Below are 25,077 nucleotides of genomic sequence, written 5' to 3' on the forward strand. Positions count from 1 at the left end.
TAGAGGAACAAAGGTGCACTGGAGGGGCGGGATTCGACGGCATTCGCTCGCTTCGAGCAGCAGAATGCCTGGTTCTCTGTTCAAGTGGCCCCAAACCGCCAACAACCCGCAGCCAGCCCGGCTGCGGGTTCGATGCGTTGCTAAAGAGAGCCAAAACGGCAGCGTGACTCCCCGGGGATCGGGGACTGGTGCGACTCTTCCCGAGACCAGAGGCTGCGTGGCTCTCACGGGATCAAGAGCTGCGAAGCTCTCACGGGATCGAGCCTGCGAAGCTCTCCTAGGATCGGGAACTGCGAGGCTCTCGCCAGGACCCGCTCCCCCGAGTTCTGGGCACGGTAGTCGCTCGCCGCACTTCGCTCCACATATCAGGAGGCGCAGGCGCCGCTCACCCTCGGGAAGAGGATATTGTTCTCCAGGTGGATATGCTCGAATAGATCCGACTCCAGCTCCTGCAGCTTGTGATACGTCAGTTGGTAGGTCTTGCACGCGCCCTCGGGCAAGGTGTAGTCCGAGGTCAGCTCGCGAAGCTCCCGCAGGATGTCGCCGACCGACCGGTGATCGCTCTCCAGCTCATCGACTCGCGCCGCCGCCCGCATGCGACGGTCCTCGGTCGGATTTTCGCCATAGGCGAGCAACAGCGGGAATAGCAGCTCCTCCTCGGCGATCAGATGCTCGTCGAGCTCCATCTTCATCTCGTGGAAGCGCCGATAGACCTCCGCCAGCTCGGGCTGACGGGAGCCGTGCACCCGGTACACCTTGGTGACAAATTCGCTCAGCACCGGCAGCTCCGCCTGCAGAAACTTGTGATGCCGATTGACAATATGGTTGATCAGTTGAGGATAACTCGCACGCCGCCAGTCCGTCTCGCCAGGCACGGCCCTCAGCTGTGCTTGATCATAACTGTCATTGAGCTTCTCCAGCAGCGGCTCGAAGGCCAGCTCCTGGTCCTCCGCCGCCTCCCGCAACGTAATATCTCCGCCGCAGCAAAAGTCGATCTGCACCTTCTTGAACAGGTTGCTCGCCCCCGGAAACGCCGTGACGATCGCGCCCACCTGCTCCTCACCTGTAAAATAGCCGCTCATTCTCCATCTTCCTCTCCATCTATAGTCTGTAGGAATATTCTTATTATAAACAGCTCTTCGCTCAGACATTGTGATTACTATCACAAACTTTTGTGAAAGATATTGCGTCGCTCCAAGCGCCTGGAATCGCCAAGCCGGTACGACGTACTTCTTGATAGCAAGATGCGCATCAGGAGCTTAAGGATACGTTGTCCGGCTAAGTGAGCTGTCAGCCCTCGCCACAAGCAGCCCAACATAGCTAATCCTGCGCAACGGCGCAGACGCGCGAAATCGTTGTCGAATGGTGTATACTAGGAGAAAGACTGCAAAGGAGGGAACTCGATGAGCAAGGAGACCGATCCGACCTTTCAATCCATGAACGAAATCCACCGGGCACTTGAGAAAGAAGCGCAGACGACGATCCATATCGCCCTGTTCGGCCAGCCCGGGTCAGGGAAGTCGTCGCTGATCAATGCCATCATCGGCGAGAATGTCGCCCAGGTGTCGACAAAGACCGATACGACCACGGCTGCGGGCAGCGTAGCCTGGGGCGAGGATGGCTCGCTCGTGCTGACCGATCTGCCTGGCTACGGGACGACCGCCTTTCCTGCGGAGGGCTACTGGAAGCGGTTCGACCTCGACCGGTACGATCTGTTCGTGTGCGTATTCTCTGGCAAGTTCCACGAGGCCGATGACGCGCTCTTCCGGGAGATTCTGGCGAAGCGCAAGCCGTGCATCTTCGTCCGCAACTATACCGACACCCTCTTCGACACGCGCAAGCAGAAGAACCGCGATCAGCTCAAGGACGAGATTCGGCAGGCCGTCGCTGCCAGATACGGCGAGCAGAGCCGACTTGTCTTTACGAGCTGCGTCACGGAGGAGGGGCTCAGCGAGCTGATCGACGAGATCTACGCGCACCTCTCCGCCTCCAAGCAAGCCAAGTGGGAGCGTAACGCCAAGGCCTACTCGCTGGACTTCCTGCTACGCAAAAAAAAGGCTTGTGAGAAGCTGCTGCTCATGCACAGCGCCGCCGCCGCAGCCAACGGCCTGAACCCGGTGCCCGGGCTCAATATCGCCGTCGACGCCGGCATCCTGCAGAAGCTGCTGGAGCAGATCCGCAAGAGCTTCGACCTGACCGAGGACCGCATCCGCACAGGCGCGAAGATCGTGCCATCGCTCGCCAGCGCCGCCAACAATGTGCTGAAGTCCGTCACCTTCCAGGGGATCATCCAACTCCTGCAGCGTCAGGCGGGCAAGACGGCGACCCGTCAGCTCTCCCGCTACGTCCCGTTCATCGGCCAGGCCGTCTCGGCGACAGCAGGCTTCTCCATCACCTACTTTACCGGCAAGTCGTATCTCGACGACTGCTACAACGTCGCGGAGGCGCTGCTCCGCGAGGAGCTGTCGTTCCATTCGGAGCAATAGGACCATTCACGCCAAGCAGGCAGCTGTCTTCTCTTGAGGAAGATCGCTGCCTGCTTTTTCATTTTCCCACATATCAGCCGACAGCTTCCTGCGCATGTCCCTGTTTGATTTTCTTTAATTTGGTACAAATAATGTATAAACGACAATCTGCTCGACAGAAAGGAACGATAGGATGTATTGTTCGCGATGCGGCAAAAATGTGCCGCCACAGAGCCGGTTCTGTCCGTACTGCGGCCTCCAGCGCGGAGCAGCGGACACCAGCCCGACTATCGGCCCGACAACCGATGCGGAGGATACAGATCAGCAGCCCCAGCAGACGAACCATCCGGTCGATCCCGAACAGCCCCCTCGTGCGGATGCGGACCCGAGCGTAACGGTCGAACCTCTAGAGGATGTGGAGACGACAACGGAACCTCCCCGGCTCGCGGCAGATATCGATGCGACTCCCGCCGAGCCCAACGTCCTCCCTACTCCTGCGGTAGTACCTGCCGAGGATGAGACAGACGTCGACGAGCGCATACATGCAGCCTTCGCCCATCGCTCGCGCTCGAACGCCGGGCATCGCAGCTCCCGCGAGACAGCGAGCAGCATCGAGACAGCTGGCAGCGCCGCGCCCCCATCCCCGCAGCCCCCCAAGAGGGGGGCAATGTACCATCTGCTGTGGATCATGCCGCTCGGTTGCCTGCTGCTGGTGCTCCTGGCGGCAGGAGGACTGTATGTCTATCACGAGCAGACCCATCGCGAGGTGCGATCGCTGATCGCCGAGGGCGAGGCGCTCGCGCTCGATCAGCAGCTCCCCGAGGGGCTCGCGCGCATCGAGCAGGCGCTGGTCAGGCAGCCTGAGCACCCCGTGCTGCTGGCGCATCGGTCCCTGCTGCTGGATGCGATCACGCTGGAGGAGGAAGTAGCTGGCGCGCGAGAGATGATCGAGCAAGAGCAATACGACGAAGCGGCGACCGTCATAACCGAGCTCCGGCAGCAATTGCAACGGCGGAGCGGCCCGATCTACGAGCCGTTGCAGACGTCCCTCCAGAGCCTCGATGCGGAGAATGTGATCGCCAATACCAAGGCTGAGCTGGCATCGCAGACCACCATGAGCGAGCTGCTCCTCCTGATGAACCGTCTACGCGCCTACGACAGTGAGGAGGCGGAGACGCTCAAGGACGAGATTCGTCACAAGGCTGCCGAGCTGGCTAAGCAGGCGGCAGACAAACTAACGGCCGCCCACAATTATCCCTCTGCTCTGTCCATGGTTGATGAGGCGTTGGCATTGGCGCCGGACCATGAGGAGCTGACGGCGTTGCGAGCAGCTATCGCGGAGGCGCAAGCCGAGTATGAAGCGGCTGCGGCCGAGCAGATCCGCGAAGCGCTTGAGGCGGAGCAGCGAGGGCAGCCGGATGCGCCAGCCAATCCGGTCGAGATCGTGGAGATGGACGTTCGGCTGGATGACTCCGGAGGGTTCCATATTCAAGGCACCTTGAGGAATAACGCTTCGCAAACCTTGCCCTCGTTGGTGCTCCATTACGAGATCTACGATCAGACAGACCAGTTGTTGGAGCGGCATACGATGACGACTTCCCCGCAGTCGCTGGAGCCGGGGGCCGAAGGCGGATTCGAAGCTTACCACGAGGAGGGCGCAGCTATGTACAGGGCTGTCATGACCCGTGTGGAGTGGGGCGACTGACTGACGAGATCACTGCGAATGGAGCAACGCCGATGAAAAAAACATTATCGACTCTGCTGTCGCTGGTCATCCTGCTGGCTGGCGGCGGCGGTCTGTATGTACTGAATGAACGATGGAGCGATCCCGTCGTGACCGCTACAGCCGCGCTGGGGACGATTGATGACGAGGCGGAGATCGAGCCGCAAGTGCCCGAGCTCAAGGAGCTGATCCGTCATCACCAGCAGCTCACCGTCTCGATCCGGACAGTCGGCGACCAAGGCGAGGGCATCGGGTCGGGATTCCTATATAACGAGCTGGGAGATATCGTCACCAATGCCCATGTCGTGGCGGGTGCGCGGCAAGTCTCGGTGCGCATGAGCGATACCCGCACCTATCCGGGCACGATTATCGGCATGAATATCGAGAAGGATATCGCCATCGTCCGGGTCGAGGAGCTGGCCGGGACCGAACCGCTCGAGGTGGATGCCGAGACCAAGGCAGATATCGGGGACGAAGTGCTCGCCTTCGGCAGCCCGCTAGGGTTCGAGAATACCGTCACCACAGGCATCATCAGCGGCATCGACCGCGACCTGGAGATCGAGCAGACCAAGTACGTCGGGGTATATCAGATCTCCGCCCCGATTACCCAAGGCAACAGCGGCGGCCCGCTGATCATGCAGAGTACCGGCAAGGTCATCGGCATCAACTCGGCAGCCGCAGATACCGGGACGATCGGCTTCAGCATCCCGTATTACCAGGTCGTCCACATGCTGGAGAGCTGGAGCGCCAATCCCGATCCGACCTTGGCCGACGGAGCCGCGGGGATGCCCGACGAAGGGCCTGTCGACGACCCGGACACGGTGCCCACTGTGCCTGATCCCGAGCCCGAGCCGGTCTATACCGAGGAAGATTTCCTCCGGGACAGCAAGTATATCGTCGGTTACTTCTACGAGAGCGTCGACAGCGGCGATTATGAGATGGCTTATAATCTGCTCGGCAGCGGATGGCAGGAGCGCCTCAGCTATGACAAATTCGCCGAGGGCTATGCCAATACGCTGGGCGTCGAGGTCATCCGGCTCGAGGCCAACCTGACGGATGAGATGTTCGCGGAGGTAACGCTGCTCATAGAGGCGGTCGAGGACCAAGACGGCGAGCAGGTGACCAGCACCTACAGTCTGCTCTACATCGTCGCGATCGAGAACGGCGTGGTGAAGATCATATCGGGGCAAGGGGAGCGGGTATAGCCCGCCCCCGCACATGACCAACAGGCGCCGTTCCCCCTTTAGTGGGGATCGGCGCCTGCTTTTTATTCTCCATCCTATCCGCCAAAAAGGAATGAATCCGCACGATATAGGCATAATGTGTACTAAAACGGAAATCGAGGCGGTATTTATGGGAGATCATCGCATAATTCTTGCGAGCGTTAATGAACACTGTTATGATTCAGTTAACGGGGAGGTAACCCATATGTTAATTGAATATCGAGTCAAAAACTTCATGTCGTATCGAGATGAAATTATCTTTTCCATGGTTGCTGATAAAAACCGGGAACTGTCGGACACCAACACGTTTAAACAAGGCAATCTGACCTTGCTTAAGACAGCGGCCATCTTTGGCGCAAATGCCAGCGGAAAAACAAATTTTATTGCCTCGCTTCATTATTTGGTTCGGTTGATGCGTGCAAACGTCGATTCAAAAGCTTTGTTAAGAGAACTTCCCACATTTAAGCTGGACACAACGAGCGAAAACCTTCCAATTTCTTATGAGCTCTCGTTTGTTATGGATGGGCAACGACACCGCTATGGACTCGAACTGGACCCGAACGGCATTCGCTCCGAGTGGTTATATTTCGCTCCACACCGTCAGGAAGCATGTTATTTTGAACGGGACTATGATGAGATTACGACCACGGGCGTCTATTTCGGCGATAAAAAAGCGCTGGACTTTATAAAACCCGATCCATTTCGACCGTTTCTTTTCACGCTTGGGCAAGAGTCAGTGAAGCAATTTACGTGGGCAAAAAAAATACTTACCTACTTGCGCATGGATTTGAGAGCCGGCCAAGTACCTGATCTGTGGTACAATAGCCAGATTCAAAAAGAACTCGTGGAGAGTAAACAGCAGGAAGTGATTTCGAAGGATCAACTGGTTGCTTTTTTGAAAGCAGCAGATGTCGGTGTTGCAGATATATCCGTAGCCAAAGAAAAACGAAGTGCCGAAGAACAAAATATGCTCCGTCAACTCGCAAGTGTATTTAATGAAAATGATCAGGACATGGAAGAAGATAAATACGAAACCTTTATGCACCATTTCAAATATGACGACAATGAACAAGTAGTAGGACAGGAACGTTTCACTCTGAATATGGAATCGCAAGGCACGATCAAGTTTTTCACCTTACAGTATCCCATTCTAAATGTACTAAAAAAGGGCGGCGTTCTTTTTATAGATGAACTGGAAGACTCCCTGCACCCCTTGCTTTGCGAAAAAATTATACAACTGTTTCATAATGAGCAAACCAACCCCAAACATGCACAGCTAATTTTCACTACGCACAACACCTTATTAATGAACCCTTCGCTATTGCGAAGAGATCAAATCTACTTTACAGAGAAAAACAAGTATGGGGCGAGCAAGCTATACAGCTTGTACGATATTGACCTTGATATCAGAAGCAACTTTAATTATTTGAATAACTATCTGTCCGGGCGGTTCGGAGCCATTCCGTATCTAGGCTCATTTGAGCTAAGTGAACTACAACGAGAGGGTGCGGATGGATGAGCCATAGACGGGCCAGGCGCACAGAGGACAGCTACAAAAGGAAATCCAAAAAAGTGCGCCCTAATCCCTTTTTTATTATCGTCTGTGAAGGAAAGATAAGCGAAGTCGATTATTTCAAGAGCTTTCCTTACTACTCCAAAATCGGCAGCACCACTATGAGTGGGCAATATTTCCTCCATCAGCCTGTATATGTCGAAGGCAGCGCAGGTCAACATGCTCAAGTCGTCAGAGAAGCAGAAAAGATACTGAAGGAAAAAAGGAAAGCTTACGGTGACATACGTCCTGAAGAAGTATGGTGCGTGTTTGACTGCGATAAACGCCATGCCGAACTGCGTCAAGCAGTGCAACTGGCAGAAGCTAAAAAATTCAAACCCATTTATTCAATTCAGTGTTTCGAGCTTTGGTATCTTCTACACTTTCAATATCTGTCGACTGCGATCGAAAAGGAGCTTTATGACAAAAAGATCGGCAAAGCACTAGGCATAACTTATGCGCATGGAACAACAGGAATGTATCATCGGTTACTTCCCTATCAAGAGACAGCATTAATGAATGCCAAAGCCCTATGGGAACAGAAGAAAAAAGACAACTTGTTGTTCGAAGATCCTGTTACGAATGTACAAGAGCTGGTGTTGGCTTTGAATGATGCTTACAGTCGGGTGCAGAGATGATGTACAATTCTGAGCAACGCCCAAAAGGGGGGCTGTCCCAAAAGTAGATGTATCTACTTTTGGGACAGCCCTTACCTTTTGCTTTGCGAGCGGGGATGCAGCCGAGCCTTCGCTTTCATCACGATCATACCCACAAGCAGCGCCCAGACAGGGGTCGCGATGCCAAGTAATTGTATATGGAATGCCGCTACGACGAAGGTCGCGATGGCCGGTATACGCATGTTACGGTCTGCAACGATCGTTCTCAGTCCGGCCAGAAACAACCCCAGCAACGAATACCCTGTCATCATCGCTACAAAATGGGGCGGTAACACCTGAATATAATCAATCACCCGCCATGCCCCGATGCCAAAGGCAATGACCAGCAAGCTGGATACAATAGCGGCCTTATATCGGGATGCTTGCGGTCCTACCTCCTCGCTGCTGCACAAGGCACTCATCAAACCTCCTACATTGGCCGCACTCCCGCCGAATAAGCCGGCAGTCATACCCGCGATGCCAGATGCCGTCAATGCTTTATTGACAGGCGGTCGGAACCCGTTGCCCTTGAGCGAAGCCAAAGCGACAGCCAGGTCGTTGCTCAAAATCAATACGGACATAGGAATGGCAAGGCCCATAAAAGCCTCCCATGTGAATTGCGCGTGTACGAACATCGGAGGAAGGAATGCCGCATCGGGAATGGCCGGGAAGGCATAATCAAAACTGAGTCCAATCAAGCCAAGCAACATCGCCCATAGGACTGGAGGCAGCCTTTTCAAAAAACGGGGGACCACAAAATAGCCAACCCCTGCTAAAACACCGGCATACGGGAGCTGAATGGAAGCAGGCAAAACACCAACGATGTAGGAGAGAAGCAGCCCAGCCAATAAAGCGTCAATAAGCGATTTCGGTAAAAAAAACAGCGCCTTCGAAAAAATCCCCGTTAGTCCGCAGATCAATATAATGACACCCGACATCACAAAAGCTCCCGCAAGCTGCGAAAACGAAAATCCGGCCGCAGCCGTGCTCAAAAAAGCAGCCGCCGTAATCGAGTGCGCTCCGGCAAACGGTATTTTGTAGATCAAGGTCAACAACAGATTCAATAATCCTCCAATGACATAAACCGACGTAAACCAGGTCACAAGCTCCTGCGTGGATAACCCGGCCGCAGCGGCGGCTTGCACGATCATGATGGCTCCGCCCGAGCAAGCCAGCAAGGCTGACAAAAAACCCGTCATGATCATCTTTCCGTTTAACATTTCTCTTCATCCTCTAGTTGTTCAGATCCAGGCACTATCCCAGTAGATTTATTTTACCCCCGATCCTACCTCGATTCCACTCCACGCTTCTTTACAGGGTGCGCAACGCTAAGCAACGCCCAAAAGGCTTCCCACCTTTAGGAGCGGGAAGCCTTTTGTTATGGACCTTAACAGAGCGGGACAAGCCCAACAGTGTGCTCAGGCCTTACTTCCTTACTGTATTGCTGTACGTGCTTCTCAACCTCCGCCAGTGCTCTCAGCCCGTTCAGGGCTGCTTGCTAACTGGGATATAGTCAAAATCCGGCAGCAACGCGCCCGCCGCATCGGACACCTGGCTATCGGCGTCGCCATTGACCTTGACATACTTCAGCTCGATCTGAGCTCCCGCCTCGATCAATGCCCGGAAGCGTTGCTCGTACACCCCGTCCAGCCGGATGCTGAGCCCCGAGTAGTACAGATTGCCATCAACCCACTCATAATTGCGAGCAAGATGATAACCACGCAGGGGATATTCCTCTCCGTCTACCCGGAGGACGAATCCTGCAGCGATGAAGCCGATATTCTGTAGTTCGTATCCCTCGGCTAACGACACCAGGATGTCGCTGGAGCCACTCCGATACTCCGCCGAAGGCGTGCCTGGCGCGGCGATCTGCTGCACCTCATCCGTGGTCAGCTCCGCCGGATAGAGATCCTTCGCCCAACTGATGATGCCGCTCGTATCCAGGCTCAATGCAACATCCCCCTCGGGAAGCGGGCTGGCAAACTTCAAGCGATAGGACAACCAATTACTGCTGTAGTAATACCTGGCTTGAACCGGATGGATCGCCTGGCCGCCGTCGATCTGTATGGCAAATCGTTCGCCAGCGTCGTACGGCAACTGTTGGTTGTCCTCAGAATGCCATCCGGGGACGAGCTCGACGATCATCGACAGCCGGTCAGAGCTGATCGTCGCCCTCGTAATCTCGGCCGCCGAGCTGTATACCTCTTTGCCCGTGAATGGCTCGGTCCGGTTGTCCGCATCCGACAGATCGCGGATCGCATCGCCGCTGTAGCTCAGACGAAGCCCGCTCTTGTCCGCCTCGGCGATGCCGCTCACCTTCAGCTTGATCGATGACAGCACAAAGCTCTGGTGCTGGTTATTCGTGATCGATACCACTTCATCGACCTCACCCGATGTCAGCGTAAAGTCGACCGCTGAGGGGAGCGAGGCGGTGTCGAGCATCTCGTTGAAGTAGAGATAAAGAGCATCGCGCGCCTCATTAAGATAGACGGCTGTGACCGTCGGCGGGAACGTATCGAGCGCGCCGATGACCTCGCTGTCGAACAGGATCGTCGTCACTTGAGCGGATGTATACTCGGCCGACTTATCGACGACGACGAACTCGACACGACTGTCCCGGAAGCTGCCACGCATGACAGACACGCCGGTATCGAACTCCTGCACCTCTCCCACCATCGATGCATCCACCTTAAAGTACGGCCAACTGTCGGCATAGACCACATAACCGATACCCGCATGGCCCTCCAGCACAGCCTTGACATCGGACTTGTGCGCGCCGTTGATGACATTAACGACCATATACAGCTCCGCTGGCTGCTGGAGCGCGTAGCGGACATGGATATTGCCGTCCTTCACGAAGGCTTGCGGATAATCCGCCACGAAGTAAGGGTCGATGAAGCCTTCGATCTCGACATTGTCCATGCCCTGGGCTCTGACGATCAGCTCGAAGCTGCGCTCGCCCGTCACCAGGCCGCCGAGCGTTGCCGTCAACGTCACAAATCGATCGTTGGTCGCGTCTCTGCTGACGACGCCTGCCGTCGTAATCGTCTGCTCGTCGCTGGACGCCCAGGCGATCGTCACGCCGGGATAGTCCGCCAGCGTGCCTGGCAGGCTCAGGTTGCCTACGATGCTCGTCCGACTCGTATTGTCCGCCAGATATTCGGCTTCGATCGCCTCGAACACCTCATCCGCGCTCAGCCCTGCAGATACCGGCCCGAATGCCGTGCTCCATGCCGAGCCGCTGTGCTCCTGCTCATCGGTAGATACGCAGAGCCGGATATACTGTCCGCCGTCCTGCTCGGTCAGTCTATACTGCTGATCGTCAGCGCCTTGGATCGCCGTATACAGTCCCTCCGCCTGAGTCGACCGATACCACTGGTAACGGATCATAGCCTCGCGCGGCTCGCCAGCCCAGGCAAGCTCCCCTGCATCGAGCATCGCCCCGACCTTCGCCTCGCCCGCGATCGCATCGATCGCCTGCAGGACGACTGTCCCTTGCGGACGGTAGGTGAGCAGCAGGCTGCCCTGCGTGTAGCCAGGCGCTGCCGCCTCGATACGATACTGACGGATTGTCTCCGGATCACCTGCATCCAGCTTCAGCAGCCAGGCGCCCGACTGATGCGCCTCGGCCAGTCCTGTGCCGAAGTCTGCTTCTACCGCCGCTCCATCGACCGTCACGGCTACCGCAGCGGGATCAGCCAGCGGCACCCCGCCGGGACCGTTCAGCGCGATGGCGACATACAGCTCGCGACCGTTCGCTGTCTCGAGCAGCGGCGCTTGGGCTGTCACTGCGACTTCGCCATGGCCGCGCGTCGTCAGCGATGGCGTCACGTCGGGTACCGACACCGTCTCGCTGTTAGCCAGGATCGCCTCCGCGATCTCATAGCCTGGATCGACGATATCTCCGGCATAGCGGACGACGCTCAGCGCCAGCCTGCCCTCTTCGACGGTGATCTCGGCGAGCGCCGTGTGACCGCCATCGACGGTCGTCGCCTGGACCTTCGCGACGCCAGGCGACACTGCAACGACCAAGCCTTGCGAGCTTACAGTGACTGCTTCGCTAGGCTCGACCAGCGACCAGCGGACATTCTTATTGGTCGCATTGGCTGGCGTTACTGTCGCTTGCAGCTGCAGACGATCGCCTACAGTGAGCGTACGCGCAGACTCTGTGATCGATACCCCGGTCGCAGCGACCGTCGTTGTCCCTCCGCCGGGATTGCCTCCCGTGCCTCCTCCGGAGCCGCCGCCACCGGTGCCCGGGGTCGTCGGCGCGCCGGGCGTCGGGGTTGTCGCTTCGCCAGTACCCGGCTTCGGCGCAGCTACGGACTCACCGTTGACCTTCGTCGCATCGGCCTGCTCGCCCGATACCTTCTGGACGGTCGCGCTGCCGGTGATCGAGGTCTTCGCCTCTGCGACCAGCTCCTTGATCGTACCGGTCGCCTTGATCCCGACCGTCTCGGAGCGGTTGACGACCGTGCCGAAGCTGCCGTCGAGTTGGATCTCCTGTCCTGCGGTCAGCTCGGCCGAGATCTCGACCGTCTCGAAGCCGCCGCCCGTCAGCTCCCGGGTTACGAGCAGCGCGCCGCTATCCAGGATCGTTACGGACACGGACGTACTGCCTGTCGCCAGGACACGCACCTTGCCATTGTATTTATTGACCACGAGCGCGCCCTTGACGCCGACATGGTTGAAGATAATCGAATGCTCGCCGCCCCCCTGGACATGGACGTCGCCGTCGATCTCGACGCTGTCGAGCTTGATGTCGCCCTCGCCGACCCCTTGGGCGATGAAGAGACTGCCCGTAATCTTCATATCCTGGAGCGTGACGTCCGGCGAGTTGATCACCAGATAGCCGGTCGCATCCTGCGAGTACACCCCGGGCTCCGTGATCAGCGTCGGGATCAGGTTGTCGAGCAGCGTCACCGCTTCAGCGCGCGTCAACTGACCGTCTGGCTGGAATGCGCCGTCCGGCATTCCCTTGATGACTGCCAGTCCCGTCAAGCTCTGGACAGCTGCTCTCGCCCAGCTCGCGATCCGATCGGCATCGCTGTAGACGAGCGGCGTGTCCTGACTGCTCGTCTCAAAGGCGCCGGCTACCAAGACAGCAGCCTCTTGCCGGGTGATCGGCTTCAGCGGCGCGGCCTTGCCGTCAGCGCCCTGAAGCACGCCTGCGGCATGCAGCTTCAGGATCGCGTCATAGTACCATTGCTCGGACGAGAGATCCGCGAACGGATTGCTGCCCGCCTCCTGATAGCGCATGATGTTGTCGATCATGGTGGCAAATTCCGCCCGGGTCACCGGAGCATTCGGACGAAAAGCGCCTTCATGTCCGCGCACGACGCCATACCCGCTCCACCGCTCGATCGCTCCCGCTCCCCAGTGTCCTGCCGTATCGCGATAGTTGACCGTATCCGTCTGCGGCGCTGCTTCAACTGCTATCGGGGTCGGGGTAACTGCTCCCGTCGCAGCGAAAGCCCCCGACACTCCTGACCAAAGCATCGTGCCAGCCGCGAGTAGACCTATTAGTTTTTTGGCTATCATTCGTTAATCCATTCTCCTTTGAGTAGCGGCTCTTATACTAGAGCCACCGCTTAATGTGTCTGCGTGCCTCTTGCGCCTCAGAGACCGTATCGTTACTTCATCGCACCTCCATTTTTGCTGCCGACGGTTTCTCTTCCTGGCTCTTCCAGTATATCTCCTTTTATTGGATATGGGTTCAAAGTCTTGGGTATTTTAGACTATCTTTAGAAAGGGTTCGTATGCACACATCAAAAAAGAGGCCCGTCGTCCCAGGCCTCTCCTCTCTATCTCCACTCTACCGAAACGTCACCACGTACTGCAGCTGCACCGCCGCGTCGGCGTGCCGCTGGCGCTGGCTGCGTATCCTGCATGACCTGCGCCAGCGCATGGCGCGTGCCAGTGTACAACGATACGCAGGCACCGGGTCTATTTAACTGTAGAATTGTCATACGATTGCTGCATGATCTCAAGATAGCGCTGCAGATTCAAGCCTTCGTAGCCTTTCACATAGCTGTCCCAATCCTTGTCCAGCTCCTTGGAGCCAGCGATAAACTGAAGCGTGTTCTGATCCACATATTCCTTGATGTTAACCTGGATCATACTCATCTCATCGACACTCTCCGGCGCAATCCAGACTGCCCAGTGCGGGAAGAGCTGCTCCGGCTCCTGACCCTCGTACAATGTCGTAGCTTCCTGCAGCCGACGCTCGAATCCCGACGGAACATAGATGTCCGTGCCTTGAACCCAGGCATCCCTGAATGCCTTGGGCTGGTAGTATTGCGCAAGGGCGTCCCATCTGTTATTTCGCGGCGTCTGCCCGGATTCAGCAGTTATTTCATAGAATAACGGTGCAACCTCTTCATTGAGAGCGACGTCACCCTCTGCCGGCTTGCGCCAGTCAACGCCCTCTTCGCCGCGATTGCCGCGCAGCTGTCCTTCCTCGGTGAACAGGTAGTCGAGCATCTTGATTGCCGCCACCTGCGCTTCTTCGCTCGCTTTGTTCGTAATCACGAACGTTGCGCCGGGATCGACCGGATAGTTATACGTTGCGTACTGTGCGTAGGGACCCTGAAGCGGAGACATTGGATTGTAATCCTTGGTGTACCTGGCATCCAGCCCCGTCTCGATGAAGATATCCGGATGCATGCCTGCCGCTGCGCCCAGAATTTGGGCCTCGGCATTTTCACCGATTTTTTTGAACGCCTCGGCATTTTGGGTAAATGCGCCCGGATCGATCAGACGCTTGTCATAGAGCGATTTGATGTAAGCCAGTCCTTCCTTCCACTCCGGCGTGATCGGAGCGAATCCCACTTCCGTGCCATTGAGCGTCAGATACGTGCGGTCATCGTTGTAGATAAAGCCATTCATCAAAAATGGCAGGACACGTACGCCAAAGCTTTCGATAGAGCCGCTGAGCGGCACTTCGTCTGCCTTGCCGTTCCCGTTGGGGTCCTGCGTTTTGAACGCTTCCAGGACCGCTGCGAAATCTTCGGTCGTCTCCGGCATATCCAGCCCCAGCTTTTCAAGCCAGGTCGTATTGATCCACATTTTGTTCGGATAGGAGCAATGATAGCATTCATTGAACTGGCTCAGACCGTAGATATTCCCGTCTGGCGCGATGCTCATCGCCTTGTAGTACGCATTGGCATCCAGAGCGGCCTGGATGTTGGGCGCATGCTCCTCGATCAGCTTATTCAGCGGGATGACCACCCCTTGCTGTCCAAAGCGAATAAGATCGGTTGGAGTAAACTTATCAACCCATGGCACGAGCAGGAAAATATCCGGATAGTCGCCGCTGGAGAGCGATATCTGCCGTTTCTCCGCCGCGCCGTCAAAAGGGATCGCCGTCCAGTCGAACGCGATATTGAATTGCTCCTCAAGCTCCTTGGTGAACGAGTTAGTCCGAAGGTCGATATCCGGCGACATATGAGCAAAAACCGAAATGCTGGTGGCTCCTGCCGTTGTCTCGCCTGTAGCATTATGGTCGTCCGGCTTATTGTTGCTGCTGCACGCACTTACCGCCAGGCTCGCTGCCAATACGACACTAACGAGCATGAATGAATGTTTTTTCTTCACAGATGACACCCCTTATTCGAATAGTGATTTCCTTACGCAATAAAATGACTGCCACCGATCGCCAAAGGCATCCCTCCCCATCGGAATATCGTCTGTATCATCCTTTGACGGAGCCAATCAACATCCCCTGTACGAAGTAGCGCTGCACGAAGGGATAGATAATGAGCACGGGCAAGCTAGCCACGACAATGAGCGAATATTTCATCAGCTCCGCCAATTGAGTCCGCCGCACCATCTCTGCCGGATCAATATTGGCGGTTGCGCTGTTCAGGACCAGAATGCTGCGCAAGATAAGCTGCAACGGGTACAGCTCCTGGGATTTGAGATAGATCAGAGCATCGAAATAAGCATTCCATTGTCCGACCGCATACATCAGCGACAGGACGGCGATGATGGGCTTGGACAACGGGATAACGATGCTGGAAATGAAGCGAAAGTCGTTGCAGCCGTCAATCTGACTGGCTTCCACCAGCTCCTCGGGGATGGAGGTCTGAAAAAATGTGCGCGCAATCAGCACCTGCCAGACCCAGACTGCATTCGGAATCAACAGAGCCCAGCGCGTATCAATCAAGCCTAATTCCTTGACTACAAGATAAGTAGGAATCAGGCCGCCAGCAAAGAGCATCGTGAAGATGATGAACAGGGAGATCCCTTTGCTCCCAAAGAAGCCTTTGCGGGATAGCGGATAAGCGACCATGATGGTCAAGGTTACGCTGATGAATGTGCCGGCTATAGTATAAAAGAGCGAATTGCCATAGCCGACCAGCACCTGTGAATTTTTAAACACTGCGATATACCCATCGAAGCTGAGCTCTACCGGCCAGAGGAATACTCTCCCGGAGCTGACCGCCCCCGGACTGCTAAAGGAAGCGCTTAAGATGTAGATGAGCGGATACATGACGACAAGTAGAATCACACTGAGAAAGAGATAATTTCCTGCCATAAACAGCCGATCGCCAGCAGATTCTTTGATACGATAAGAGGATGATTGCATTGCGAGCTCCTTTCTGCTACCACAAGCTGTTATTGGATACCCGCCGGGCGACTGCATTGACGATGACGAGCAAGACCAGATTAATGACAGCGTTGAACAGTCCGACGGCTGTTGCAAAACTGAAATTCGAGTTCAATAGACCCATCTTGTACACATAGGTGGAGATCACCTCGGAGGTCTCCGTATTCAGCGGGTTCTGCAGCAGATAGATTTTCTCAAAGCTAACCGACATGATGTTGCCCACGCTCAAAATGAGGATAATGACGGCTGCGGGCATGATTCCCGGCAAATCCACGTGGATGATTTTCTGAAGGCGATTGGCTCCGTCCACCCTGGCCGCTTCGTACAATGCAGGATCTACGCCTGCCAGAGCAGCAAGGTATATAATGGCCGAATATCCGGCTGTCTGCCAGACGTCAGACCACACATGAATGGAGCGGAACATGCCGGCCTCGCCCAGAAAGTTGATGTGCTCGATGCCAAAGCTGCCCAGAAGCTGATTGACGATGCCCAGCCGCGGCGCCAGGAACAACATAATGACGGATACCATGACCACGGTCGAGATGAAGTACGGCGCGTACGTGACCATCTGCACCAGCCGTCTGAACCGATAGTTCTTCACTTCATTCAGCGCCAGCGCCAGTATAATCGGAATCGGGAACGAGACGACAAGCTGGTATAGCGATAGAATCAGCGTATTTGCGATCAGCTTCATCGCGACAGGATTCTGAAAGAACATTTCAAAATACTTCGTGCCCGCCCAGGGGCTTCCCCAGATTCCCTTGACGACATTGTAATCCTTGAAAGCGATCACAGCATTCACCATGGGAATGTACTTGAATATAGCAAAATAGAGAAGCGGCGGAAGAACCAATAGATAAAGCCGCCAGTAACGCAGGAAGCTTTTTCGGGCTGTCCTCCCCCATCTCGCGCGCTTGCCCGCCGCGGTCTTTTGTCGCTCCAACACCGAAGTACCCACAGCATCTTCACTCCCTTACACTTGATTTGCGACCTGCTTATGCTTCAACCATACAGGAGAATCGCGCCACAAGGTAAGGTACATTATCTCCCTTTCCACCGTCCAATTAAAGCGTTATCATCTTGAGGGTACGTTTCTCCAGCGGGGTACATCTATCCGAAAACCCTTGCCAGAGCAACAAAAAAGGCTGTCCGACGAAAGGAAGCGACTCCCTTCGGCAGACAACCTTATCCTGTTAGATCTCATCATCAGCCCCTGCGAAATTCGCTTGGCGACACCCCTCTCACACGTTTGAATGCCCTTCTGAACGAATGGGAGCTATTGTAGCCCGATTGCGAGGCGATCTCGTCGATCGTCAAGTCGGTGCTTTTGAGCAGCTCGTTGGCATGGTCCAGTCGCAACCGCTCCAGATAGTCGGATATCGTATCGCCTGTAGACTCCTTGAATATATAGGAGACGAATTTTTCCGGGCGACCCGCGACCTTGGATATTTCGTAGAGCGACAGATCCGTCTCTGCGAACCGCTCCTCCAGCTGAAGAACAATGTTTTGTACGAGCTCGCTGTTTAAATCTTCTTTCTTCTGCACAATCACGTTGCACACTTCCTCAATCACCAGATGCAGCTCCGACTCCAGCTGTTCGACTCCCCTGGACAGATCAAGCTGTTCCAGCTTGTCCTTAATCCGGGTTGTGGACTGCTCATCCAGCAACAGATGCTGATCCAGCAGCTTGGCCAGGGTTGCCTTGAGCTGACCGAGCAAATTCCGGGCTGTCTCGAACGTCAGGATCCGTTCACTGAAATTGCGGTTCAGGATGTAAAGGATAAGACGAGAGCCCTCCGCAGCGAATCCGGATTTCAGCGCGTTGATCAGCCGCTGCTCCAGCTCGATAGGATAGTAGTACGTATTCTGGTCCTTCAGTACATTATCGTACCAGAACACCCCGTCATTGTGATGATAGCCAGCCATCTCCAGCGCCTGTGTCGCATCGCCAAACGACTGGCTGATCTCTGTCGATTGCTCGTATGTCGTACCCAGTGCGATTAACAGCGGCAGCTGATTGCTCTGCTCCATGGCAGCGGCCAGCTGACCAAGCTGCGTCTCCAGCCTGTTCTTCCACGTCTCTCCCTCTGACTGCGACGGGATCGGTATAATGACCGCAATCTTGTCGCCTCCCCAATCCGTCGTAATGACATCGGCCAGTCGTTCGCGCAGCCATTGCTTGACCAGCAGTCGTCCTACGCTCAGCTCCTGCAGCGCCTCAACGTCACGGACATCGGCGTAGCCGCCCAGTTGTATCAAACCGACAATTCCCGACTCGACGCTGCTTCCGAGGACGGCCTGCGATGATTCGACCTGAATCTGTTCAAGGGATTGCAGTTCGCCGATGAGCAGTCGCTTGATTAGCGCATCCCTCAGCACCGGGAGCTGCTCCTTTAGTTCAGTCTGCAGCTCCTGGTTGCTGGATATCAATCGCGTGATATTACCGGTTATAAAGTCATACTCATTCTTGGACGGCGGCTGCCCGCTCGATCCAAAATGCTCTCTGAATACCTGGACAAGCGTATAGATCGGCTTGCTATTGCGATACGTAAACAGCACAATCATCGCTAATCCGCAAACCAGCGCCAGAATGGTAAAGGTGAGCGTTCGTTCCTTGATGGCAGTCGCCCGTGCTGTAAACGCTTCCTCTGGAATGCTGGCGGTATAGATCCAGCCTAGCTTGTCCGAAGGCAACGAGATGAGCAGATTGCCGTCCTGAAACGTATAGGTATCCTCCGCTTCTCCGCTTGGGATATCCTGCAGGTGGTCGAGCGACTCTTGATCGATGCCCTCGGCCAGAATAGGATCGCCCTGGATCGTACGGATATATACCCACCCGCCGTATTGACTAATGATGGCTTCCAGTTGCTTGGCAATCTTGTCTCGATCGATGAGGACGGCCAGGGTCGCTGTCGGGACGCTGAAGCTGTTGAGCGGCAGGGTCTGCAAATACGTCAATACTTCATACTGGTAGCTGGCGCTGCGGTAGCTCCGACTGGGCATAATATCACGCTCATGCCTCTGCTGCAGGATTGCCTCTTGCCACTCAGTCAGAGACAGGCCATCGTAACCGTAGATTTCGTAGAAATGATCTGGTCGATAATACACGCTGTTCGGCGAGAGGATGACATCATAATTGCCAAGATATAAATAAAAATTCGACAAGTAGTCGTTCGTTTGGCTAAACGTCGACATGTCCCGCGCAGCCTTCCACAGCTCATACACCTTGTCTTCGGGGGCACTGGCCTTCTCGGTCATGAGCGCGACAAGCTCCCTGTTAATGGCGAGTTGACTGGCAAAGGCATTGACCTCAGTCATGCGCGTATCCATAACGCGGATGATCTGTTTCAGGGAAAGCAGACTGTTCTCGACCGAGCTTGCGTGAGCTTCTTTTACCGCCACCCGATAGGAGAAGTACCCGGACAGGTTGGGCAACATAAGAATAATAAGGTAAGAAACCAAAAATCGTCGAAACACCTTTTTATTTATTTTGAACTCCATGGCCCGCCCCCCTTCTAGTCTGGAATCGAACCCCTTGCGCTTTGGAACGTCTTCAGGATCGGATTGTATCTCAGGCGGTACAGCTCGGTTTGCTTGCGGTATTCGCGCGAGACCGTGTATTCAGTCACAGGTACATAGTAGAGCAATCCGTAATCGAGGGCCAGCTCGGCGCGAACGGTGTACTTGCTCTCGATATCGCGCAGCTGCTTCTCATGCTCCAGTCGGATCGCCGCTTCCTTGGTCGCCAGCTCGGCGAGCTTGGCCTCGCTCAGTCCCTTGCGCTGCGAGCGCTTGGCATTCTCCTGGATGAGCGCGTCATAGTAATCGTTGATCCTGGCGATCTCCCGGTCCAGCTGGAGGCCTGCGGTACGCCTGGAGCCCTCGCGCTCCGCTCGCTCCCGCATGTAGCGATAGCCGCGCAGGAAGCTCTCCGTCAGCGGCAGCGCGTCCGCGAGCGGCAGCTGCGTCGATGGCTCGCTCCGATAGGGGAGCTGCTGCGCGGCGATGGCCATCTCCTCATCTACAGCCCCCGTTGCCATATCGACCCATAGCTGCTCGTACACCTCCTCCCTGTCGTCGGCGACGTAGGCGACCCGATAGGCATACACTGCCCACGCCGCCAGCGCCTCCCGCTCGCTGATCAGGGTGTATTGGCCCTGCTCGGGCAGCCGCTTCCTGAGCTTCGCCAGCGGGTCCTGCACCTGCCAGCGCTCGACATCCGCATAGCGAACGCCGCTCACCGCCATCGTCTGGACCGCTGCGATGAGCTGCTCGAACAGATAGCTGCCGAAGGTGACGAATTCCGCCTCCGGATGCTCCTCCGCCACCTCATAGTCAAAGGCGAGCACGCCCTCGCCTCTCCCCTGCAGGATGCCGCGCCGCTGCTCCGGCAGCATCACCTCGCACAGCGCGTATTCCGTCTGGACGACCACGCCGCCCATTGCCTCGATGGCATCCATGACAAATTGCTGCAATCGCATCGTTTGCTCTCCCTCTCCGGCCGGCGACTCTTACGCAAAGATGCGGTCATCCAGCGATTTCACGCGCTCCAGCTTGTTTTTATTGTCCAGCAGCAGCTCGCCGATCTCCTCCATACCGCGCGCGATCTCGGTCTCATCCGCCGAGCGAACCCAGGCCTCCATCATCCGGTCCGAGAAGTCCTCGCTGTCCTCGAGATCGCCGAGGATCATATCGACCTCGCCGACGACGAGCTCGAACAGATTGATCTTGCGGTCCAGGATGTTGAGCATGTGATGCTCCAGCGTATGCTCTGCAGCGAGATTGAAGACATGGACATCGCGCGTCTGTCCGACCCTGTGGATACGCCCGATCCGCTGCTCGATCGCCATTGGGTTCCACGGCAGGTCGAAGTTGATCATCCCGTTGCAGAACTGCAGATTGCGTCCCTCGCCGCCGACCTCCGTGCTGATCAGCAGCTGCGCCTCGCCGCGAAACTCGGCGATCTCGCGCTCCTTGTCGATGCGCCTTAGCCCGCCGTGGAACTCCGCCACCCGATACCCGCGCTCGCGCATCGCCTGCGCGAGCAGCTCCTGTGTCGAGCGGTACTTGGTGAAGATCAGCATCTTGTCGCCGAACGCCTCGACGATCTCGATAAGCGCAGCGATCTTGGCGCTGTGCGCAGACTCGGACGCTGCCAGCTCCCGGCATGCCGCCTCGTGCTCCAGGACGGTCCGCCGCCCGGCCTCGTCCAGACGCTCGTCGGCGGCCAGCTTGGCCAGCGTGCCGGCCAGCGCGCCAAAGGAGCTGCCCATCATCTCCTGCATCGACTTGAGCAGGAAGCGGGAGAACACCGGATGCTCCTGCGTATACTGCTCGCGGACGAACTGGCTTAGCGCCGCGTACAGTCGCTGCTCCTCCGGGCGCAACGACACGATCCGGGTCGAAGCCTGCCGCTTCGTGAAGATAACGTCCACGTTGCTGCGGCGATTGCGGATCATGACATCGGTCAGCAGCGCCTTCAGCTTGTCCGCATTTTTGACCTCGATGCCCTGATTGTCCTCGACGAAGTTTTTGCGGAACTGGCTGTACGTCTGCAGCTGGCCCGGCTTCAGCAGCGTGATCAGGTTGTACAGCTCCTCGAGCGAGTTTTGCACAGGCGTCGCCGTCAGGAGCAGCATATATTTCTTCTTCAGCTGATTGACGAACTTCCAGGCTACGGTATTGCGATTCTTGACATGATGCGCCTCGTCGACGATGACCAGATCATAGTGCAGCTCCGCGATCGCCCGGGCATGGCGCGCCCGCTTGGCTGTGGCGATGGAGGCGATCACCTTGGGGAACCTCTCCCACGCCTCTTCGCCGAGCGCTGCGAAGGCCGGATCGTCCGAACGGATGAAGTCCTGATTGAACTTGCGGCGCAGCTCCTCGCTCCATTGATTGGTCAGAGACGGCGGCGCGAGGATGAGGATCTTGCGCGCCAGTCCGCGCATCACATACTCCTGCAGACAGATGCCGGCCTCGATCGTCTTGCCCAGCCCGACCTCGTCGCAGAGCATCGCCCGTCCCTTGAGCCGCCCGATCACCGTCTGCACGGCCTTGACCTGGTACTGGAACGGCTCGATATCTCTCAGATGGGGCAGGCAGATCAGATCCGTGGTCGTCGAGCGGAAGCTCCGGGAGCGATCGTACAGCTCGAACCAGACATCGTCCTGCCGCTGCTGCAGCGCCATCGCATCCAGCACCGTCCGTATCCGCCCTCTGGCCTCCGCTGCCACCTCTACACCCTGCAGCGCTGTCGCATCCGGCTGTCCCAGCGACGCGATCTGCACGCGTCCGTCCGCCAGCATCTCGATCGTCAGCCGCCCCGCCGTAACATACGGCGCGAAAAATCCCTTGATGCCTCGTCCCTGCAGCATGCGCTCGGCACGGTTGACCTTGAGCTTGCGCTCCAGTCCCTCGCCGTTCACACAGGTGAACACCCGCTCTGCCTCGCTCTCTGCCATGTGCATGTCGAAAAACCTCCGCAGCCCCTCGTCCATCTCCATCGCCTGCAGCTCCAGCAGCTCGGGATCGGGACGGAACAGATAGCGCCCGGATGCTTGTCCTCCAGCGCTCAGCAACATACTATCCCTCATAACCGCACACACCCATCCGAGGCGAGTTGACGATCGGGAGCGCCATCTCCTGTCCGCACTCATGGTCTTCCAGACAGGACTCGCAGTAGAACGGCTCCTCGTAGCACTCGGTACAGACCATCTCTGCCTGCTGCCCGCAGGAGTGGCAAGCGAAGTCCGGAGCGAGATTCAACGCTGCCAGCTGCGTCTTGGCCTGCAGCGCGATCGGCTGCGGCGCGCTCAGCATCTGGAGCTTGAGCGTCGTCGTCGAGCCGAAGTCATAGTCGTGACGGAAGGTCATGCCCGGCGCCAGCACGCGCTGGATCGGAGCTTTCATCGAGCGCTCGAAGCCCTCGGGATGCGAGCCGTAGCAGACGCCATTGATCTCGAACTCGCTCAGATGCCCGCAGCATTCCAGCCATTGGTAGCGCAGGAAGCCATCGAGATCGGCCAGCGCCGCCGTCGCCTGCAGCTCCATTAGCAGCCAGTATTGGCGTCCGAGCTGAGCCGATACGAGCACGCCGGAGGCGTTCCGCTTATCTGGCGACGTGAGCAGCTGCCTCGCAGGACAGCTGTGCAGATGCTTCTTCATCGTAGTCAGAGTATACGTCCCTTCGCAGTATTGACAGGTTCCATCATATTTCCCCATCGTGCAACACTCCTCGCCCATCTTGCTTCTCCCTCGATCATACCATAATAGCCCTCGGATGAGACAGCTTTTCCCGTCGCCCCGATAGGTAGTTCGGCGCATACCTATTCATCTGTGCAAAGCACAAAACCCTCTCTTCCCTATAGCAGCAGCTACAGGATAGAGAGGGTAGATAGGGCTAACATCAAGCTTGATGCTTGCGTTGCAGCTTCTTGTTGCGTTCATTGAAGATGCCGTTGTGCGAGGAGACACAGGCTATCGCCGACGCTGCCGGGACGCAGAGATCATCCGACATCGTCATGCTCGCGCGCACCTCTCCCCGATGCTTCAGCCACAGCTCGGATCAGCGCCCGATTGTCCCACAGCTGCTGGCGCAGATTGGACTTGGAGCCTTCGATGCGGAAGTGGGGGATATCGTGCGCCTTGGCGATCTCGATGCAGCTCCAGGTCGCATTGTGCGAGTTGTTGGTGAGCAGCAAGAACAGCGAATGCGCCCGCCTGAGCTGCGCATGGATGCGCTCGGGCGTCTCGCCGGAGTCGTGGACGAGCTCGGCGCCAGTCTCCCGTACCACCGATTCGAACCACTTGGCCATCCCGCCGATGACGACGACCCGGCAGCCCTCGAGGAAAGGCTCGGCCGTCCGACGCGACGAGCGCTCCCGGGCCGCAGCCTTGCTGCGCCTCGTCTCCTGGCTCTCCTCCGCCGGGAGCCGCTCCGCCCGCTTGTACAGTCGCGACAGCCGCGCGTACTCGCCGCCGATCGCCACGTTAAACGAGCAGGGATCGCCGTCCTGCGGCTGCTGGATCTCGACATCCTTCTCATGGATCGGGTAACGCTGCTGCGGGTCGTTGAGATCGACGCAGTACAGATTATGGTGCGAGCCGAGCTCGACATAGCCCATATACTGGCGGATCGGCGCGTAGGCGTCATCGCCCTGGAGGAGGATCGTAATATGATGCCCCATGCTGCCGTCCTCGCGCATATGCGGCCTGCATGCCACCTCCGCCTCATGCTCCAGACCGATCTTCGTCACCATCGACTCGGTGATGTTAAAGGCTTCCTCGCTCTCCAGCACGATGTACCCGCCATGATCGCGACGGTAGAAGGTCCCGGCGACGCCTCTGATCGTCTCCGCCTCGTCCTGCCGCTCGATCCCGCCGCCTCGCTCCGACTCGCTTCGCGCAGCAGCAGCGGACAGATCTGCCATCGCGGACCGGGACAGTCCCGGCGTCGCAGACACAGACTGTCCTGGCGTCGCGATCCCATGCTGACCCGTCGTCGCAGACGCGGGCTGCCCTGACGTCCCGGGCCGAGACAGACCCGTCGTCGCAGATGTAGAGTGTCCTGACGTCGCAAGCGCGGACTGTCCCATCGGGCCACCATCCGCCTCGACTCCGGTCTGCTCGACGGCAACCGCCGCCTCACGGGCTGCCCCCTCTGCCGCACCACCATCCGCGGTGTCAGCAGCCGGGTCGAAAAACCGCTCCAGCGCATTGGCCAGCAACAGCGCGTCGCTCAACCGGCTGCGCAGCGCTTCCTGCCTCGCTCGCGCGCCGACCGTGCGCAGCTCGCCGTACAGCCGGTCCACGACGCGATCCAGCTCGCGCAGCACCTGCTGCTCG

Annotated in this window: 16 protein-coding genes; 5 read left to right on the forward strand and 11 right to left on the reverse strand. The window is 57.1% G+C overall.

What is annotated here, in order from left to right:
- Positions 1-365 precede the first annotated feature (365 nt).
- Positions 366-1,082, reverse strand: coding sequence for an iron-sulfur cluster repair di-iron protein (ric, locus tag PA598K_RS08940; RefSeq protein WP_128656619.1), 717 nt, complete (start codon positions 1,080-1,082; stop codon positions 366-368).
- 321 nt (positions 1,083-1,403) lie between these two features.
- On the opposite strand from ric, the gene PA598K_RS08945 reads away from it, so the two are divergent.
- The 5 genes from PA598K_RS08945 to PA598K_RS08965 all read left to right on the forward strand — a co-directional run bounded on the left by PA598K_RS08945 (position 1,404) and on the right by PA598K_RS08965 (position 7,601).
- Positions 1,404-2,486: a GTPase gene (locus tag PA598K_RS08945; RefSeq protein WP_128656620.1), complete on the forward strand. Its 1,083-nt coding sequence runs from the start codon at positions 1,404-1,406 to the stop codon at positions 2,484-2,486.
- A 172-nt stretch (positions 2,487-2,658) separates the two neighbouring features.
- A complete protein-coding gene (locus PA598K_RS08950; protein ID WP_128656621.1) occupies positions 2,659-4,170 on the forward strand; it encodes an FxLYD domain-containing protein in 1,512 nt (503 codons plus the stop codon).
- Positions 4,171-4,202: 32 nt separating this feature from the next.
- Positions 4,203-5,393: a S1C family serine protease gene (locus tag PA598K_RS08955; RefSeq protein WP_128656622.1), complete on the forward strand. Its 1,191-nt coding sequence runs from the start codon at positions 4,203-4,205 to the stop codon at positions 5,391-5,393.
- Between the two features lie 223 nt (positions 5,394-5,616).
- Positions 5,617-6,930: an AAA family ATPase gene (locus PA598K_RS08960; RefSeq protein ID WP_185601742.1), complete on the forward strand. Its 1,314-nt coding sequence runs from the start codon at positions 5,617-5,619 to the stop codon at positions 6,928-6,930.
- A complete protein-coding gene (locus PA598K_RS08965) occupies positions 6,927-7,601 on the forward strand; it encodes an RloB family protein (RefSeq protein ID WP_128656624.1) in 675 nt (224 codons plus the stop codon). Before PA598K_RS08960 ends, PA598K_RS08965 begins: the two co-directional genes overlap by 4 nt.
- A 71-nt stretch (positions 7,602-7,672) precedes the next feature.
- Here PA598K_RS08965 and PA598K_RS08970 read toward each other — a convergent pair whose 3' ends face one another.
- The 10 genes from PA598K_RS08970 to PA598K_RS09015 form a co-directional block, all read right to left on the reverse strand.
- Positions 7,673-8,839 carry a benzoate/H(+) symporter BenE family transporter gene (locus PA598K_RS08970; RefSeq protein WP_128656625.1) on the reverse strand — a complete coding sequence of 389 codons (1,167 nt, stop codon included), beginning with the start codon at positions 8,837-8,839 and terminating at the stop codon, positions 7,673-7,675.
- A 265-nt stretch (positions 8,840-9,104) separates the two neighbouring features.
- A complete protein-coding gene (locus tag PA598K_RS08975; RefSeq protein WP_128656626.1) occupies positions 9,105-13,160 on the reverse strand; it encodes an S-layer homology domain-containing protein in 4,056 nt (1,351 codons plus the stop codon).
- 405 nt (positions 13,161-13,565) lie between these two features.
- Positions 13,566-15,194: an extracellular solute-binding protein gene (locus tag PA598K_RS08980; RefSeq protein WP_128656658.1), complete on the reverse strand. Its 1,629-nt coding sequence runs from the start codon at positions 15,192-15,194 to the stop codon at positions 13,566-13,568.
- Positions 15,195-15,312: 118 nt separating this feature from the next.
- Positions 15,313-16,209: a carbohydrate ABC transporter permease gene (locus tag PA598K_RS08985; RefSeq protein ID WP_128656659.1), complete on the reverse strand. Its 897-nt coding sequence runs from the start codon at positions 16,207-16,209 to the stop codon at positions 15,313-15,315.
- A 16-nt stretch (positions 16,210-16,225) separates the two neighbouring features.
- A complete protein-coding gene (locus PA598K_RS08990) occupies positions 16,226-17,035 on the reverse strand; it encodes an ABC transporter permease (protein ID WP_128656627.1) in 810 nt (269 codons plus the stop codon).
- 401 nt (positions 17,036-17,436) lie between these two features.
- Positions 17,437-19,731: a helix-turn-helix domain-containing protein gene (locus PA598K_RS08995; RefSeq protein WP_128656628.1), complete on the reverse strand. Its 2,295-nt coding sequence runs from the start codon at positions 19,729-19,731 to the stop codon at positions 17,437-17,439.
- Positions 19,732-19,745: 14 nt separating this feature from the next.
- Positions 19,746-20,711, reverse strand: coding sequence for a hypothetical protein (locus PA598K_RS09000; RefSeq protein ID WP_128656629.1), 966 nt, complete (start codon positions 20,709-20,711; stop codon positions 19,746-19,748).
- Positions 20,712-20,741: 30 nt separating this feature from the next.
- Positions 20,742-22,826, reverse strand: a complete 2,085-nt coding sequence (locus tag PA598K_RS09005) for a DEAD/DEAH box helicase (RefSeq protein WP_260405330.1) — start codon at positions 22,824-22,826, stop codon at positions 20,742-20,744.
- Complete coding sequence (locus PA598K_RS09010; RefSeq protein WP_128656630.1) at positions 22,816-23,454, reverse strand: hypothetical protein; 639 nt, start codon at positions 23,452-23,454, stop codon at positions 22,816-22,818. The genes PA598K_RS09005 and PA598K_RS09010 overlap by 11 nt, the downstream gene beginning before the upstream one ends.
- A 284-nt stretch (positions 23,455-23,738) precedes the next feature.
- A partial coding sequence (locus PA598K_RS09015; protein ID WP_185601744.1) for a DUF2325 domain-containing protein occupies positions 23,739-25,077 on the reverse strand: 1,339 nt, incomplete at its 5' end.

It is taken from the genome of Paenibacillus sp. 598K, from assembly GCF_003851045.1.
GTDB lineage: Bacteria > Bacillota > Bacilli > Paenibacillales > Paenibacillaceae > Paenibacillus_D.

What these genes read in the sequence shown, in the direction of transcription:
- ric (WP_128656619.1), bottom strand. Translation starts at nt 1,082, where the DNA reads ATGAGCGGCTATTTTACAGGTGAGGAGCAGGTGGGCGCGATCGTCACG.
- PA598K_RS08945 (WP_128656620.1), top strand. Translation starts at nt 1,404, where the DNA reads ATGAGCAAGGAGACCGATCCGACCTTTCAATCCATGAACGAAATCCAC.
- PA598K_RS08950 (WP_128656621.1), top strand. Translation starts at nt 2,659, where the DNA reads ATGTATTGTTCGCGATGCGGCAAAAATGTGCCGCCACAGAGCCGGTTC.
- PA598K_RS08955 (WP_128656622.1), top strand. Translation starts at nt 4,203, where the DNA reads ATGAAAAAAACATTATCGACTCTGCTGTCGCTGGTCATCCTGCTGGCT.
- PA598K_RS08960 (WP_185601742.1), top strand. Translation starts at nt 5,617, where the DNA reads ATGTTAATTGAATATCGAGTCAAAAACTTCATGTCGTATCGAGATGAA.
- PA598K_RS08965 (WP_128656624.1), top strand. Translation starts at nt 6,927, where the DNA reads ATGAGCCATAGACGGGCCAGGCGCACAGAGGACAGCTACAAAAGGAAA.
- PA598K_RS08970 (WP_128656625.1), bottom strand. Translation starts at nt 8,839, where the DNA reads ATGTTAAACGGAAAGATGATCATGACGGGTTTTTTGTCAGCCTTGCTG.
- PA598K_RS08975 (WP_128656626.1), bottom strand. Translation starts at nt 13,160, where the DNA reads ATGATAGCCAAAAAACTAATAGGTCTACTCGCGGCTGGCACGATGCTT.
- PA598K_RS08980 (WP_128656658.1), bottom strand. Translation starts at nt 15,194, where the DNA reads ATGCTCGTTAGTGTCGTATTGGCAGCGAGCCTGGCGGTAAGTGCGTGC.
- PA598K_RS08985 (WP_128656659.1), bottom strand. Translation starts at nt 16,209, where the DNA reads ATGCAATCATCCTCTTATCGTATCAAAGAATCTGCTGGCGATCGGCTG.
- PA598K_RS08990 (WP_128656627.1), bottom strand. Translation starts at nt 17,035, where the DNA reads ATGGTGAATGCTGTGATCGCTTTCAAGGATTACAATGTCGTCAAGGGA.
- PA598K_RS08995 (WP_128656628.1), bottom strand. Translation starts at nt 19,731, where the DNA reads ATGGAGTTCAAAATAAATAAAAAGGTGTTTCGACGATTTTTGGTTTCT.
- PA598K_RS09000 (WP_128656629.1), bottom strand. Translation starts at nt 20,711, where the DNA reads ATGCGATTGCAGCAATTTGTCATGGATGCCATCGAGGCAATGGGCGGC.
- PA598K_RS09005 (WP_260405330.1), bottom strand. Translation starts at nt 22,826, where the DNA reads ATGAGGGATAGTATGTTGCTGAGCGCTGGAGGACAAGCATCCGGGCGC.
- PA598K_RS09010 (WP_128656630.1), bottom strand. Translation starts at nt 23,454, where the DNA reads ATGGGGAAATATGATGGAACCTGTCAATACTGCGAAGGGACGTATACT.